This is a genomic window from Janthinobacterium sp. NKUCC06_STL, from assembly GCF_019345455.1.
In the GTDB taxonomy this organism is placed as follows: Bacteria; Pseudomonadota; Gammaproteobacteria; order Burkholderiales; family Burkholderiaceae_D; genus Janthinobacterium; species Janthinobacterium rivuli.
Genome location: NZ_JAHKQY010000002.1, coordinates 39,039 through 53,034, shown reverse-complemented (window position 1 = coordinate 53,034; position 13,996 = coordinate 39,039). Strand labels below are relative to the sequence as shown.

At 66.4% G+C, this 13,996-nt stretch carries 15 protein-coding genes; 6 read left to right on the top strand and 9 right to left on the bottom strand.

Going from position 1 to position 13,996, the window contains the following annotated elements:
* Positions 1-15: 15 nt before the first annotated feature.
* The 3 genes from KO539_RS09345 to KO539_RS09335 are packed head-to-tail and all read right to left on the bottom strand — an operon-like array spanning position 16 to position 2,296.
* Positions 16-990: a FecR family protein gene (locus KO539_RS09345; protein WP_219308772.1), complete on the bottom strand. Its 975-nt coding sequence runs from the start codon at positions 988-990 to the stop codon at positions 16-18.
* 8 nt (positions 991-998) lie between these two features.
* Positions 999-1,574, bottom strand: coding sequence for an RNA polymerase sigma factor (locus tag KO539_RS09340; RefSeq protein ID WP_051958428.1), 576 nt, complete (start codon positions 1,572-1,574; stop codon positions 999-1,001).
* The gene (locus KO539_RS09335; RefSeq protein ID WP_219308771.1) at positions 1,571-2,296 is read right to left on the bottom strand and encodes a hypothetical protein; all 726 of its coding nucleotides are present in this window, start codon (positions 2,294-2,296) and stop codon (positions 1,571-1,573) included. The genes KO539_RS09340 and KO539_RS09335 overlap by 4 nt, the downstream gene beginning before the upstream one ends.
* 208 nt (positions 2,297-2,504) lie before the next feature.
* Between KO539_RS09335 and KO539_RS09330 the strand changes: the two genes are divergently transcribed.
* The 3 genes from KO539_RS09330 to KO539_RS09320 are packed head-to-tail and all read left to right on the top strand — an operon-like array spanning position 2,505 to position 5,352.
* Positions 2,505-3,521, top strand: coding sequence for a M14 family zinc carboxypeptidase (locus KO539_RS09330; protein WP_219308770.1), 1,017 nt, complete (start codon positions 2,505-2,507; stop codon positions 3,519-3,521).
* Positions 3,518-4,324, top strand: a complete 807-nt coding sequence (locus KO539_RS09325) for an alpha/beta fold hydrolase (protein ID WP_219308769.1) — start codon at positions 3,518-3,520, stop codon at positions 4,322-4,324. The genes KO539_RS09330 and KO539_RS09325 overlap by 4 nt, the downstream gene beginning before the upstream one ends.
* Positions 4,315-5,352: a serine hydrolase gene (locus tag KO539_RS09320; RefSeq protein ID WP_219308767.1), complete on the top strand. Its 1,038-nt coding sequence runs from the start codon at positions 4,315-4,317 to the stop codon at positions 5,350-5,352. The genes KO539_RS09325 and KO539_RS09320 overlap by 10 nt, the downstream gene beginning before the upstream one ends.
* Before the next feature lie 3 nt (positions 5,353-5,355).
* Here KO539_RS09320 and KO539_RS09315 read toward each other — a convergent pair whose 3' ends face one another.
* Both KO539_RS09315 and KO539_RS09310 read right to left on the bottom strand, forming a co-directional pair.
* Positions 5,356-6,495: a YbfB/YjiJ family MFS transporter gene (locus KO539_RS09315; protein ID WP_374106373.1), complete on the bottom strand. Its 1,140-nt coding sequence runs from the start codon at positions 6,493-6,495 to the stop codon at positions 5,356-5,358.
* Positions 6,492-7,364, bottom strand: a complete 873-nt coding sequence (locus KO539_RS09310; RefSeq protein ID WP_219308766.1) for a LysR family transcriptional regulator — start codon at positions 7,362-7,364, stop codon at positions 6,492-6,494. The genes KO539_RS09315 and KO539_RS09310 overlap by 4 nt, the downstream gene beginning before the upstream one ends.
* A gap of 87 nt (positions 7,365-7,451) precedes the next feature.
* Between KO539_RS09310 and KO539_RS09305 the strand changes: the two genes are divergently transcribed.
* Positions 7,452-8,513 (top strand): nitronate monooxygenase family protein, encoded by a 1,062-nt coding sequence (locus tag KO539_RS09305; protein ID WP_219308765.1) that lies wholly within the window; start codon positions 7,452-7,454, stop codon positions 8,511-8,513.
* A gap of 148 nt (positions 8,514-8,661) precedes the next feature.
* On the opposite strand, the gene KO539_RS09300 is transcribed toward KO539_RS09305, so the two are convergent.
* The 4 genes from KO539_RS09300 to KO539_RS09285 form a co-directional block, all read right to left on the bottom strand.
* Entirely contained in the window at positions 8,662-9,102 is a 441-nt protein-coding gene (locus tag KO539_RS09300) for a PDGLE domain-containing protein (protein WP_219308764.1), read from the bottom strand.
* 109 nt (positions 9,103-9,211) lie between these two features.
* Positions 9,212-9,661 carry a VOC family protein gene (locus tag KO539_RS09295; protein ID WP_219308763.1) on the bottom strand — a complete coding sequence of 150 codons (450 nt, stop codon included), beginning with the start codon at positions 9,659-9,661 and terminating at the stop codon, positions 9,212-9,214.
* A 53-nt stretch (positions 9,662-9,714) separates the two neighbouring features.
* Positions 9,715-10,509, bottom strand: a complete 795-nt coding sequence (locus KO539_RS09290) for a hypothetical protein (protein WP_219308762.1) — start codon at positions 10,507-10,509, stop codon at positions 9,715-9,717.
* A gap of 61 nt (positions 10,510-10,570) precedes the next feature.
* Positions 10,571-12,088: an MFS transporter gene (locus KO539_RS09285; protein ID WP_219308761.1), complete on the bottom strand. Its 1,518-nt coding sequence runs from the start codon at positions 12,086-12,088 to the stop codon at positions 10,571-10,573.
* A 142-nt stretch (positions 12,089-12,230) separates the two neighbouring features.
* Between KO539_RS09285 and KO539_RS09280 the strand changes: the two genes are divergently transcribed.
* Both KO539_RS09280 and KO539_RS09275 read left to right on the top strand, forming a co-directional pair.
* A complete protein-coding gene (locus KO539_RS09280; protein WP_219308760.1) occupies positions 12,231-13,088 on the top strand; it encodes a LysR substrate-binding domain-containing protein in 858 nt (285 codons plus the stop codon).
* 60 nt (positions 13,089-13,148) lie between these two features.
* Positions 13,149-13,868 carry an SDR family oxidoreductase gene (locus KO539_RS09275; protein ID WP_219308759.1) on the top strand — a complete coding sequence of 240 codons (720 nt, stop codon included), beginning with the start codon at positions 13,149-13,151 and terminating at the stop codon, positions 13,866-13,868.
* Positions 13,869-13,996: the final 128 nt, after the last annotated feature.

Genomic DNA, 13,996 nt, shown 5'->3' with positions numbered 1-13,996 from the left:
CAGGGAAACCAGGAATCAGCTGAGCAGCACGATGCCGCCCGGCAGGCTGGTCATTTGCGCGCCGTACAGGTCGCGTATCATCGCCAGCGCGCCGTCAGTTTGCCCGATGGAAAAACGCATGCGCACGAGGCGGCGGCCCAGCTCGGCATTGCGCAGCACCACCCGGCCGGGCCGGTAGCGGTTGATTTCATCGACGACATCGGCCAGCGGCTGGCCGGCAAACGACAGCGCGCCCGTGCGCCACGCGTTCGCTTCGCCCGTTGGAGCGGCCGTGGCCGCCTGCACGCCCCGCTCGTCGTAGACCAGTTGCTGTCCCGCATCGAGGGTGTGGCGGCGCTGCCGCCACACCACCTCCACGGCGCCCGCCAGGCAGGTGACGCACACGGCGTCGTCCGTATGGCGCACATTGAAGCGGGCCGACTGCGCCAGCAGGCGCCCCGCGCCCGCCAGCACCGTGACGGGCTGGCGCGCGCCGCTGGCGAGGATTTCCGCCTCGCCGCCGAGCAATTCGATGGACTCGGGCGCGCGCACATCGATGCGCGTCTGCGTATTCATCTGCACCGTCATCTGCTGCGACAAGGCCACTTGCCGCTGCTCGCCCGTGCCCGTGCGGTAGTCGGCGGAGAATTCCTGCAGCGACGGCCAGGCGCCCAGCGGTGGACGCAAAGCCAGCACGGCCACGCCGGCCGCCAGCGCGCCACCGAGGAAAGCACGGCGTCCGGGGCGCGCCGGGAACGCCAGCACGTTTCCCCCCTGCGGCGCGGCGGCGGCGCGGGTCAAGGCGGGATCGAGCGCCTGCCACACTTGCTTGAGCTCGCGCCAGGCGCGCGCATGGCCGGGGCTGCGTGCGCACCAGGCGCGCAAGGCGTCGGCGTCGGCCTGCGTAAAATCGTCGGCACGCAGCCGCGCCCACCAGGCGGCGGCTTCCCGGTCGATGGCCGTGTCGGTATGTTCAAAAACGTCGCGTGGATCGCGGTCAGGAGCAGTCATGGGATTCATCAGTATTTACGCCGGCCCGACACATCGCTGCGCTGGGCGGCATCGGCGCCGGCCATGCACGTTTTACAGTGTTGCATGGCGGCCTGCAATTCTTTCTTGACCATCGCCACGGAAATGCCGAAGCGCTCGGCGATGTCCGCATTGAGCATGCCGTCGATGCGCGCCGCCGTCAGGATGGCGCGGCGGCGCGGCGACAGGCCTGCCAGCGCAGCGTCGAGCGCCTGCACGTCGAGCCGCGCCGAGACGATGCGCGCCGGGTCGCTGATGTCGTCGCCGGCCTCGTCGGCCATGTGCATCAGTTCTTCGCGTTCGCGCTCCGTGACGATGATGCGGTCGCGCCGGTACGCGTCGGTGGCGATATTGGCCGCCATGCGCAGCAGATAGGCGTCGGGATTGTGGACGGGCGCGGCGGCCGGGCCAGGCGCCACCATCGCTTCGAGGCGCAGCCAGGTTTCCTGCAGCGCATCGGCCGCATGGTGCTTGCAGCCGACCACGCGCTCCAGGCGCCAGCGCAGCACGGCGTAGCGCGAACTGAGGTGGCGTTTGAGCTTGGTGCGCAGGTCGGGCATGCTCATGGCGCAAGCCTTGCCGTCGTGCCGGGGCCGCAATCGACTTCGCTGCCCGGCCCCTGCGGCAGCAGCAGGATGGAAACGGGCTGCGGCATCGACGGCAGCGGCGCGGCGCCCACGTGCATGCCCAGCACCAGGCGCGCAATGGCCGTGTCGCGCGCGCGCAAACCCGTGCTGTCGAGCAGGTGCACGCGGTCCACCACGCCGGCGCGGTTCAGATACAGTTGCAGCGCCAGCCGGTAGCCGCCGGGACGCGTCTGCGCCGCGCGGCACAGCAGCCCCAGCAGCACGTGCTGCAAGCGGCTGACATAGGCCGCATGGTCGCCGCCGCCCTGCGTCGCGCCTGGTATGTCGGCGGCGGCCACGACGCTGACTTGCGGCAATTCAGCTGCGGCCGGCGCATACACGATGACGGCTTGCGCATCGGACAGGCGCGATTGCAGGCCCGTGCCTTCCAGCAAGGCTTGCAGGGCCGCGCCGGCCGCATGGGGGCCGCGCACGGCGGACGACTGGCGCTGCGCGTAGCGCTGGTCCATCAGCACGGCGATACCCGTGCGGCGGCTGTACAGGTCGAGCGCGTCGCCCAGATTTTGCGCGGCAATATCGAATTGCAGCACGGCGCCATCGGCCGGCTGCGCCCGCACGGGTCCCACCGCGGCCAGAAAACCCAGCAAAACCAGGTATCCCGCCAGCGCTAGCACATGGACGGATGCCGGGCTGCCTGTCATATCGCTATCGAGTCGCTATCGTGTGAGGGAGAAATGCGTGGAAACAAGGCATTGCCAAGTAACAATTCTTGCATCAACTGCAATAGCCTACACACAAAAAATGACGGCTTCGTGACATCAGCGGCGTGCGCAAATTTCGCCATGCGGGACGTCGGGTGCGGCGGCGATTTCGGCTACACTGGCTGCTACTCTCCCTTTCAGACGCCTGATGATCGAAAAGAATCTGCCCGAGCTGGTCATGCTGAAGCGCCTCATCGACGAGGGCGGCAGCCACCTGGAAGTGGCCGCGCCCTGCAGCATCGCCATGGATGGGCGCGAGTTTCCCGTGTACACGATTGCGCTGGGCAATCCGAGTCCCGACGTGCCCGTGCTGGGTTTTTTTGGCGGCATCCACGGCCTCGAACGCATCGGCACGCAAGTCATCCTGTCTTTCCTGGAAAGCCTGATCGCCCGCCTGCGCTGGGACGCCACCCTGCACCAGCAGCTGGAAAGCATGCGTCTCGTGTTCATGCCGCTGGTCAATCCGGGCGGCATGTGGCAAGCCACGCGCTGCAATCCGCAGGGGGTCGACCTGATGCGCAATGCGCCATTGAGCGCACGCGAAAAAGTGCCGTTCATGCTCGGTGGACAACGCTACAGTGCCCGCCTGCCCTGGTACCGCGGTGCGGCAGACGGACCGATGGAGGTGGAAAGCCAGGCCGTGTGCGACCTCGTCGAGCGCGAACTGCTGTCGCGCCAGTTCAGCATCGCCCTCGATTGCCATTCCGGCTTCGGCTTGCGCGACCGCATCTGGTTTCCCCACGCGCATACCCAGGTGCCGATAGCACACCTGGCCGAGATCGGCGCACTGGAAGAGCTGTTCAGCCAGAGCTATCCCAACCACAACTATGTATTCGAGCCGCAAAGCCGCCAATACCGCACGCATGGCGACCTGTGGGACTATCTGTACCTGAACGGCACCAGCTACAGCGGGCGCGTGTTCCTGCCGCTGACCCTGGAAATGGGTTCATGGCGCTGGGTCAAGAAAAACCCGCGCCAGCTGTTCAACAGGGTCAGCATCTTCAACCCCACGGCCGCGCACCGCTTGCAGCGCGTGCTGCGCCGGCATCTGGTATGGTTCGATTTCCTCATGCGCGCCGCCAGCAGCCACGGACGCTGGATGCCGGAAGGCTTGCTGCGCAAGGCGCAGCGCCGGCGCGCGCTGGCGCAATGGTACGAGTCATGAACGGCGCGCCCACCTGGGTCCTGCTGCGCGGCCTGATGCGCGAACAGCGCCACTGGGGCAGCTTTCCCGCCACCCTGGCGCGCGTCCTGCCCGGCGCCCACATCGTCACGCCCGACCTGCCCGGCAATGGCGGGCGCCACGCGCAGAACAGCGCCACCCGCGTGGCTGACATGGTGGAAGCCTGCCGCCAGGAGCTGCAGGCGCGCGGCATTCCGGCGCCATACCACTTGCTGGCCCTGTCCCTGGGCGGCATGGTGGCCGTGGAATGGGCTCACCGCTACCCGCAGGAAATCGCCCGCTGCGTGCTGCTCAATACCAGCATGCGGCCGTATAGTCCGTTTTACCGGCGCCTGCGCTGGCAAAACTATGGCGCGCTGCTGCGCCAGCTGCTGCTGGGCGACAAAAGTAGCCAGGAAGCGCTGATCCTGCGCCTGACGAGCCAGCGGCATGCTGGCGGCAACCCCGCGCTGCTGGCCGACTGGCTCAGCTACCAGCAGCAATATCCGGTCAGCCGGCGCAACGCGCTGCGCCAGTTGCTGTCGGCCGCCCGCTACCGCGCCCCGGCAATCCGCCCGGCCATGCCCGTGCTGGTGATGGCCGGCGCGCTGGACCGATTGGTCGACCACCGCTGTTCGCAGCGCCTGGCGCGCGCCTGGCAGGCCGATTGTTTGATCCACCGCGATGCGGGTCACGACTTGCCGCTCGACGAAGGGCAATGGGTGGCGCAATCGGTGGCGCGCTGGCTGGGGGTGGCAGCGGCAGAGCATGACAAGACAAGCACGGCACTATCATCATGCAAATAAGCAACCATACCGACCAACTGACGGCGCTGGTGGAAGCCGGCGTACGCGAACAGATTTTTCCGGGCGCGGCCTGGGCCGTGGGCAGCGTCGACCACGGCGTGGCAGGCGCGGCCGGGCGGCTCACGCCCGAAGCGTCCAGTGTCGCGATGCAAGTCGACACCTTGTTCGACATCGCGTCGCTGACCAAGATCATCAGCGTCTGGTCGCTGACCGGCCAGTTGGTAAAGCAGGAACGCCTGCGCCTCGATAGCCGGCTGGCGGACCTGCTGCCCGGCACAGTGGGTTATGCGCTGGCGCCCATCACGATTTTCCAGCTGCTCACGCACACGGCCGGCTTGCCGCTGCGCGCCCGCCTGCGCGCCAGCTATGGCGAGGTGTACGACGATATCGTGCGCGGCGTGCTGCGCGAGCCGCTGGAAGGCATGCCAGGCCAGGCTGTCGAATACACGGACCGCGCGGCCCTGATCCTCGGCCTGGTCATCGAGCGGCTGCTGGGCATGCCGCTGGATGTGGCCCTTGCCGAGTACGTGCTGCAGCCGCTGGGCATGGCCGCCACGGGATATGGTCCTGTGGCGCCCCGGCACGGCCAGCTGGTCGCACCGACCGAGTACTGCGAACAGGCGGGCACCCACCTTGCCGGCGTGGTGCATGATTTTTCGGCCCGGCTGCTGGGCGGCGTGTGCGGCATTGCCGGGCTGTTTTCCAACGTGCCGGACCTGGAGCGCTTCCTGCGGGCGATGCTGGCGCCGGACGGCAAGGTATTCGACGCCGGCTGGGTGCGCGATTCGCTGACGGTGCGGACGGGCGAGCTGCAGCCGTCGCGCGGCCTGTTCTGGCACCCGGCGGCAGGCACCGGGCCGCAAGACGATGTCTGGTGCCACCAGGGCTTCACCGGAACGGCGATGTGGCTCAGCCCGAGGCGCGGCCGCTATGCCGTGCTGCTGACGAACAAGCTGTATTACACGCGCGAGTTCGACAGGATCAACGACATCCGGCGCGACTTCATGCGCTGCGCATTCGATCTCTGAGTGTTACAGCCGCAGGCTGATGACAATCGCCAGCAGCAGCGCGCCGGCCGCCGCCAATAATGCGCTGTTGAAACTGTGCGACTGTGCATACAGGCTGCCGGCCAGCACGGGGCCGATGATCTGGCCGATGCCGTACACCACCGTCATGATGGCCATCATGCTGCCGCCAAACTTGCCCGCCATGCTGGCGGCCCGCTGCGCGGCCGGCATGGCGATGGTCACCGTGCCGACAAACGTGCCGCCGACGAGGATGGCGCTGAGCAGATAGCCGGCGACCGTGGGCACCAGCACGGGCAAGGCCACGCCCAGCGCCTGCAGCAGCAAATTGAGCCTCAGCGCCTGGCGCGTGCCAAATCTCTCGTGCAGGCGGTGCCACAGGAAACACGAGGGCGCGGCACCGAGACCGAACACGGCCCACACGTGGGCGGAGTTCAGTCCGGGCAAGGCCGCGCCGACCAGCACGGGCAAATACGTGGCCGTGACGATATAACCAAATCCCGCCAGTCCGTAGATCAGCACCAGCGGCCACGGCGCCACGGGCGCCAGCGCGGTGGCGCCAACTTGCGCCGGCGCATCCGGCGCCGGCTGGCCGCTGGCGGCAATCGCGGGTGCGGCCGCCAGCCCCGCCAGCACGGTGACGCCGGCCAGCAGCAACCACATGCCGGCGCTGTGCCAGCCCAAGTGCGACGCCAGCACCAGCAATTCGGCCGACACGGCGATGCCGGCGCCCACGCCCGCGTACAGCAGCGGCGCGCCGCGCGCCTGCCGGCGCTGCACCAGCAACCATAATGAGGCGGCCACCATGGCCAGGGCGCTGAAGACGCCCGCCACGCCGCGCACCGTCACGATGAGCCAGACGGGCATAGTCAAGGCCAGCACGCCCAGGCAGAGGGCCGTGCCCGCCACCGACCACAGGCACAGCCGGTGCGCGTTGTGCGCCCGCGCGCGCATGGCCAGGATGGCGCCCAGCAAATAACCGGCATAGTTGGCAGAAGCGGCCAGGCTGCCATCGCGCAAACTCAAGACGCCTTCCCCCACCATGTGCGGGTAGATGGCCGTGAAGGCGAAGCGGCCAAAGCCCATGCCAATGGCGAGAATGACCGCCGCGGCGATGGCCGCGCGCAGCCTGGCAGGCGCGTTCACGGCGCCTCGCCGAGCTGCGCCAGCAAATGCTGAAAGGCGGGCACGTCGAACCCGGCGCGCCACACCAGCACGGTGTCAATCTGCCCTGCGGGCAAGGTTGTCAAGGTGGCAGGCGCGTCCGACAGCGCCAGCACGCTGGCGGGCAGCAGGGTCACGCAGGCACCGGCCGCCACGCAGGCGATCATGGTGTGATACGAACTCAGCTCCTGCACCTGCCATTGCGTGCTGCCGGCCACGCCCAGCAGCTCTTCGGCGATGCCGCGGTAGGTGCAGCCCTGCGGGAACGCCGCCAGCGAGCGCGTACGCACGTCCGCAGCGCGGCGCGCCTGCCCTTCGCTGGCCGGCAGCAGCAAACACAGTTCCTCGCGCCACACGGGCATCGATGCCAGGCCCAGCTCTTCCAATGCGGCGGCGCCTCCGAACGCGGGCGGCAAGGCGACGAAAGCGCAGTCGAGCAAGCCCGTGCGCACCTGCTCGATCAGGGGGCGCGACGGCCCTGTGCTCAGCGTCAGGCGCGTGGCCGGATGGCGGGCGTGATATGCGGCCAGCAGGGCCGGCAAGCGGCTGGCCGCCGTGCTTTCCATGCTGCCGACGCGCAAGGTGCCGCCCTCTCTCCCGCCCGTGACGACGTGCCGCGCTTCTTCCGCCAGCGCCAGCAAACGCTGCGCATACTCGAGAAAGCGCTCGCCGGCCGCCGTCAGGGCCATGCGTTTATTGGTGCGCACGAACAATTCGGCGCCGATATCGGCTTCCAGCTGCTGGAGGCGCGTGGTGACGCTGGACGGCGCGCGGCCCAGCCTGGCTGCGGCCTGGGTCACGCTCAGCTCACTGGCGACAGAGCAAAAAATCCGCAATGATTCCAACTCCATCGTATTCTCCATTTAAAAATGATTATGCTATTATATTCTCAAAATACGAATTGAATGCAGTATCCTCAACTTCATGAAGGAAACATCATGACTTCAATCCATCCCTTCCTCGACCGTCTCGGCTTGCAACTGCCCATCATCCAGGCGCCGATGGCCGGCGTCTCCACGCCGCGCATGGCCGCCGCCGTCTCGAACGCGGGCGGCCTCGGTTCGCTGGCCATCGGCGCGGGCACGGTGGCGCAGGCGCGTCAGGTGATCATGGACACCCGTGCGCTGACGGATCGTCCCTTCAATGTGAATGTGTTTTGCCATGCGCCGGCCCTGCGGGATGCGCAACGCGAAGGGGCTTGGCTGGCCCATCTGGCGCCCCTGTTTGCGGAGCTGGGCGCAAGCGTGCCCGTGGAACTGGGCGAAATCTACGCAACGTTCATCGGCAATGACGCGGCATTCGATCTGTTGCTGGAACAGCGGCCCGCCGTCGTCAGCTTCCATTTCGGCTTGCCGACGCCGCAGCAAGTCCAGGCCCTGCGCCAGGCCGGCATCTACACCATGGCGACGGCCACCAATCTGCGCGAGGCGGCCCTGATCGAACAGGCCGGCGTCGACGCCATCGTGGCGCAAGGCGTGGAAGCGGGCGGCCATCGCGGCGTCTTCGACCCGCAAGCGCCGGACGAACGCCACAGCACCAGCGTGCTGCTGCGCCTGCTGGCGGACCGCACCGCCCTGCCCCTCATCGCCGCCGGCGGCATCATGGATGGGCAAGGCATCCGCGCCGCGCTGGACCTGGGCGCGGCAGCCGCGCAGCTGGGCACGGCGTTCGTGCTATGCCCGGAATCGTCAGCCAATGCAGGCTACCGCGCCAACCTGAAAAGCGAGCGGGCATCGGCCACGCGCCTGACCAGCGTGCTCTCGGGCCGCCTGGCGCGCGGCATGGTGAACCGCTTGATCGAGTACGGCGAGGCGCCAGGCAGCCCGCCACCGGCCGATTATCCCGTCGCCTACGATGCCGCCAAACAATTGAACGCGCTGGGCAGCCAGCACGGCAACAGCGAGTTCGCCGCGCAATGGGCTGGCCAGGGCGCGCCGCTGGCGCGGGAAATGGGGGCGGAGGAATTGATGTTGACTTTGGCCAGGGAAATGGCGCGCTGATTTCAGCACGCCGCTGACATGCTGGCGGCCAGGACAAGGAAGCCCTTGGTCGCATGCCGTCTTGGCTAGACGCTGCGACGGCATTGCAGTATCCGCTTCAGCCGCGAAGCGGACCTTTCAGCGATGATACGCTTGCCACGAAGTAGCCTTAGAGACAGCCCCAAAGATAAATGGACTGTCCCGTGGTGGCGGCTTGCCGTGCGAGCGATTGCAAATCCTTTAATAGCGGCCGCAAATCTGCTGCATCGCACTCCATCTCTTCAGTTTTTGCCCATTGCTCCGATGCGCTCTCCAACCCGTCCGCATTTGAATTTGCAAGAAGGCTTGTCAGCTCGTCCGGAAATCGGTGCAGCCAGGACTCGCCGTCCTCCTCAACGTAAATGTCTTCAGGCATGTGTTTTTCTATATCCCACTCCCTGCTTTCCAAAATGGCCCAAAGAGTACCGATTTCCAGGTCTGTGATGCCATTGAATTGGATCGGATTCAACAAAAGCGCAATTTCCTCGCCTTCGTCAGGCTCTTCAATCCGATTTGCATATCGGATGGCCTCGGCTGGACCGGCGATAAAGAAGTCTGCAATTACTCCCAATGTAGTTCTCCCAGTTTTTTGCACAAGATTGATTGGATATTCAACGACTGCTGCTGGCCGGCTGCCGTCGTTTCACTAACGGGCTAGGCGCCGATCCGGTGGGATTCCCTCAGGACGTTTTCTGACCGAGCTGTTCGGCAAGCCCGATGAGGATTCCTTCCGGACCACGAATATAGCAGAGCCGGTACATGTTTTCGTACTGGACTACTTCGCCGACCAGCTTCGCGCCGCGTTTGACGAGCCGGACGAGCGTATCGTCGATATTCTCGACGGTAAACATGACGCGCAGGTAGCCGAGCGCGTTCACTGGGGTGTTGCGGTGATCGGCGACTACGGGCGGCGCGAGGAAGCGGGATAATTCCAGACGGCTGTGACCGTCCGGCGTACGCATCATGGCAATCTCGACGCGCATGCCGTGCAGTCCGGTGACGCCATCTGCCCACTCTCCTTCAACCGGGGCGCGCCCTTCGAGAACGAGACCAAGTTCGGTGAAGAATGCAATGGCGGCATCGATGTCTTCTACCACGATGCCGACGTTGTCCATGCGCTTGACTGTCATGTTGCCTCCTGGGTGTCTAACTTAGCTTGAAATAAGGGATAAGGAGCGCCCCGCTACGGCAACCGGTGCCGGAAAGTCGGTTCGATATTACGCGCATGCAGCCAACGGACGATGTCTTCCAGGCTGGCGTCCTGCAGCAGCAAGCCCGGCGCAGCGGTGGACGTTGCCACTGGCAATGCGGCGATGGCGGGAGCGGGCACGGCGTCAAGCAGGCCCGCATGGCCCTGCAGCTTGGCCAGCGCTTGCGCGAATTGTCCCGGATTGATGCTGCGCAAGCTTTCCAGGAAACCCAGCTGGGCGGCGGGCGGCGGCGGCATGTCCAGGCCAGGCTCATCGACAAAGGCGGCGCCCATGCTGGGGTGGATGAAGGCGGCCCACTTGCCCGTCGGCTGCAGGCACGGCGGCAGCGCCGCCTGTTCCACGTAGTCTGGCGGCGCGATAGCGAGGATGTCGGTCGATGCTGGCAGGAAAGTCGAGCGCAGCAATTGGACGAATTGGCGCGCCTGCGCGACGGATACGGGCGTGGCCAGCGACAGCCACAGCTGGAATGCACTGCCCGAGATGCTGACGGCGGGCGCCGGCAAGTCCAGCTCGTGCTGCACGGCATTGGCGATCGTGCACAGCGCGCTCCAGTGCGCTTCGCCGCCGCCCTTGCCGCCAAACTCCAGCACCAGCGCGCGCGCCAGGCCGCTATCCGTGACCAGGCACACCGCTACCGTCTGCTCGCCCGACAGATGGCGCGCCAGCACGGCTGGCGTCAGCGGCTGCGCGCCGCCCTCCGCATCGACGTATTGCTGCTGTTCTTCGAACAGGTACAGGCGGGTGAGTTCGGAAATCAGTTTATGCATGGGCGGCCTCGTAATAACGTTGAGCAAGACTTGTCAACGTGCCCAGATTATAGCCTCCTGGCTATTCCCTCACTGGCAGCCCGGATGCCTGCCGCGCCCGCCCGGCGCCAAACACCAGCCAGCTGGCCACGGCGAACAGGCAGGCAGCCACGCCGCCGTACAGCATCACGGCGCCAAATCCCTGCGCCAGCACCAGCTTCGCCACGCCGTCCGGCAGCGCGCCGGCGCCCTTGCCTGCCGACAAACCTTCCGCCATGGCGCGCAAGGTGGCCGCGTCCAGTCCGCCGGGCAACTGCATCCGCAAGGCGGACTGGATGGCTGCGACGAGAATACAGCCCATCAGCGCGATATTCACCGACAGGCTGATCATGCGCGCGCTGATGTCGATGCTGGACGCCATGCCGGCCCGTTCGCCCGGTACGGCGCCCGTCGTCGTATTGGTGACGGGCGTGTTGGTCAGGCCCAGGCCCGTGCCCGCCAGCAGGCAACCGGGCAGGATCGTCAGCCAGCTGGCGGCATCCACACGGCTGCCCCACAGCATCAGCAAAAAACCCACGCCGATGACCAGCAAGCCGGCAGGAATGACGGCATCGGCCCGGTAGCGCAGCGCCAGGCGCTCGGCCAGCGGCGGCACGAGCAAGGTGGGCAAGGTGTAGGCCAGCAAGGTCAGGCCCGTGTCCAGGCTGCTGTAGCCGAGGCCATACTGCACGTACAGGGGCAGATAAATCATGAACGGCCAGAAACTGCAGTTCATGCCCGCCGAACCGAGCAGCGCTCCCGAGAAACGGCGGATGCGGAACACGGCAAAGTCGATCATCGGTTCGGCCTGGCGCCGTTCGATCATGACAAACAGCATCAGACTGATCAGCGCCACGGCCAGGCTGGCCACGCTGCGCGGATCACTGAACCCCAGCGCCGGCCCCTGCGTCAGGCACCAGGCCAGGCTGAACACGCCCAGCGACAGGGTGGCGATGCCGGCCACGTCCAGCTTGCGCCGCTGCGGGTCGCGCGATTCGCTCACGCCCAGCGCCACCAGCAGCAACGCCGCCAGCGCCAGCGGTCCGTGCACGAGAAATACCCACTGCCAGTTTGACAGCGCGACGATGGCCGCGCCGATGATGGGACCGAAGCCCAGGCCCAGGCCAAACACGATGCCCCAGGCGCCAAACGCCCGGCCCCGCGCGGCGCCGTCCGGAAACTGCTGCGACAGCACGGCCACCTGGCAAATCAGCATGGCGCCGCCAGCCATGCCCTGCAGCGCGCGCGCGGCGATCAGCACGCCCGTGCTGCCGGCCCAGCCGCATGCCAGCGAACTGAGGCCGAACAGGATCAGGCTGGCGAGCAGCAAGCGCTTGCGGCCATAGCGGTCGGCCAGGGTGCCGGTTGCCATCAGCACGGTGGTGCAAGCCAAGGTGTAGGCGTTCATGATCCATTGCAAGTCCTTGAAGTCGCCATGCAGCACGGTTTCCAGGGTGGGCAGGATCACGGGCACGCTGGAAATTTCCAGGCCAAACATGAGCGAGGCCAGGCAGACGGCGGCCAGGGTCAGTGCGTTTTGTTGCGAAGTAGTCAGGTGCATCGAAGCTTTGCTTTCGGTAGTCATGGAGGGATGCGTAGTGCCGGAGCACTGCAAGCGACCATTCTAGAAAACGTGGACTCATGAGGGAAATGATAAAATTTTGCACAATTCATTCATTTTCATCATGAATCACAGGAACCCCATGGACTTCGATACCGCCCTGCTGCGCGCCTTTGTGGCCGTGCAGGACACGGGCGGCTTTACGCGCGCCGCCGAACGGTTGCACCTGAGCCAGTCCGCCATCAGCCACCAGATCCGCCGCCTGGAAGAGCAAGCGGGCAGCGCGCTGCTGGTGCGCACGACGCGCAGCCTGCGCCTGACGGAAGACGGCGAGGATTTTTTGCGCCACGCGCGGCAGATCCTGGCTGCCCAGGATGCGCTGGCGCGGCGCTTTCAGCGCTCCTCGATTGCCGGCGCCGTGCGCTTTGGCGTGCCGGAAAATTTCATGGGCGCGCGCCTGCCTGCCCTGCTGGCGCAGTTCGCGCACCTGTTTCCCGCCGTGCGCCTGGATGTCACGGTAGGCACCTATCTTGACTTGCAGAAACTGGTCGCTGCCGATGCGCTGGACCTGGCCGTCGTCATGGCCCTCGCGGACGGACAAGATGAGGCAGCCGTGCTGCGCCGCACGCGCTTCGTCTGGGCTGCGGCGCAGGATTTCCGGCACGACAGCGCGCTGCCGCTGCCGCTGGCGTTTTCGCCCGCACCCTGCCTGCACCGGCAAGTGGGCGTCGACGCCCTCGATGGCGCCGGAATGGACTGGCGCGTGGCGTTCACCTCGCCCAGCCAGCAGGGCTTGCGCGCCGCCGTGCTGGCGGGTCTGGCGATCACGGCCCTGCCGCAAGGCGATCTGGAAGCGGGCATGGTGGTCATCGATGGCCAGCATGGCTTGCCCGCCCTGCCCGCCGCCCAGTTCCAGCTGCTCTGGCGCGCCGCCAGCAGCACGGCGGCAGCCGAAGCGTTTGGACAATTGCTGCGCGAGTGGTCAGCCGCGGCGGCATGAAGTTGCAAAAAAGTGTAGCCTTCCCAGGTGTTCATTTTCAGGCCAAAGGAAATCCTCTCCATGACATCCCGTACTTTTCTCGTCACTGGCGCGACACGCGGTATCGGTTATGCCATCAGCACCCTGCTGCATCGGCAGGGCCACCGGGTCGTCGGCATCGCCCGGCATACTGAAGGCGTGGACTTCCCCGGCACGCTGGTTGGCTGCGATCTTGGCGACCTGGCGCAGACGGCGCAGGTTCTCGAGGCGCTTGAAAAAAAGTTCGATATCGACGGCATCGTGAACAATGCAGGCATTGCCTCGCCCCAGCCACTGGGTCAGATCGACTTTGCCACCTTGCAGAACGTCTTCGATCTGAACGTGCGCGCCGCCATCCAGGTGACGCAGCAGTTCGTGGCGGCGATGAAGCAGCGCCGCTATGGCCGCATCGTGAATATCTGCAGCCGGGCCATCTACGGCAACGCGAACCGCACCGCCTATTCCGCCGCCAAAAGCGCCCTGGTCGGCTGCACGAGAACCTGGGCCCTGGAATTGGCCGAGCACGGGGTGACGGCCAATGCGGTCGCACCCGGCCCCGTGGAAACGGAACTGTTCCGCCAGACCCGCCCCGTCGGCAGCGAGATGGAACGCCAGGTGCTTGCAACGATACCGATGCGACGACTGGGACAGCCCGATGACATTGCCGCCGCCGTCGGCTTCCTGCTGTCGGAGCAAGCCAGTTACGTGACAGGTCAGGTACTGGCGGTCGATGGCGGCGGCAGCCTGGGCGGGCGCGCCTGAGCAGCCGTCATAAAAACCAGGGACCAGCGCCACGATGGCGGTAGACTGCCCGGCGCCGGCGGCCATTTGAGCCAGCGCAAACCTCCTCCGAGCGTGCACGGCCACTTGCGCGAACACGCGTTTACCGC

Coding starts and splice junctions, on each gene's coding strand:
- KO539_RS09330 (WP_219308770.1), top strand. CDS start 2,505: ATGATCGAAAAGAATCTGCCCGAGCTGGTCATGCTGAAGCGCCTCATC.
- KO539_RS09285 (WP_219308761.1), bottom strand. CDS start 12,088: ATGCACCTGACTACTTCGCAACAAAACGCACTGACCCTGGCCGCCGTC.
- KO539_RS09275 (WP_219308759.1), top strand. CDS start 13,149: ATGACATCCCGTACTTTTCTCGTCACTGGCGCGACACGCGGTATCGGT.
- KO539_RS09290 (WP_219308762.1), bottom strand. CDS start 10,509: ATGCATAAACTGATTTCCGAACTCACCCGCCTGTACCTGTTCGAAGAA.
- KO539_RS09345 (WP_219308772.1), bottom strand. CDS start 990: ATGACTGCTCCTGACCGCGATCCACGCGACGTTTTTGAACATACCGAC.
- KO539_RS09295 (WP_219308763.1), bottom strand. CDS start 9,661: ATGACAGTCAAGCGCATGGACAACGTCGGCATCGTGGTAGAAGACATC.
- KO539_RS09325 (WP_219308769.1), top strand. CDS start 3,518: ATGAACGGCGCGCCCACCTGGGTCCTGCTGCGCGGCCTGATGCGCGAA.
- KO539_RS09340 (WP_051958428.1), bottom strand. CDS start 1,574: ATGAGCATGCCCGACCTGCGCACCAAGCTCAAACGCCACCTCAGTTCG.
- KO539_RS09335 (WP_219308771.1), bottom strand. CDS start 2,296: ATGACAGGCAGCCCGGCATCCGTCCATGTGCTAGCGCTGGCGGGATAC.
- KO539_RS09310 (WP_219308766.1), bottom strand. CDS start 7,364: ATGGAGTTGGAATCATTGCGGATTTTTTGCTCTGTCGCCAGTGAGCTG.
- KO539_RS09305 (WP_219308765.1), top strand. CDS start 7,452: ATGACTTCAATCCATCCCTTCCTCGACCGTCTCGGCTTGCAACTGCCC.
- KO539_RS09280 (WP_219308760.1), top strand. CDS start 12,231: ATGGACTTCGATACCGCCCTGCTGCGCGCCTTTGTGGCCGTGCAGGAC.
- KO539_RS09320 (WP_219308767.1), top strand. CDS start 4,315: ATGCAAATAAGCAACCATACCGACCAACTGACGGCGCTGGTGGAAGCC.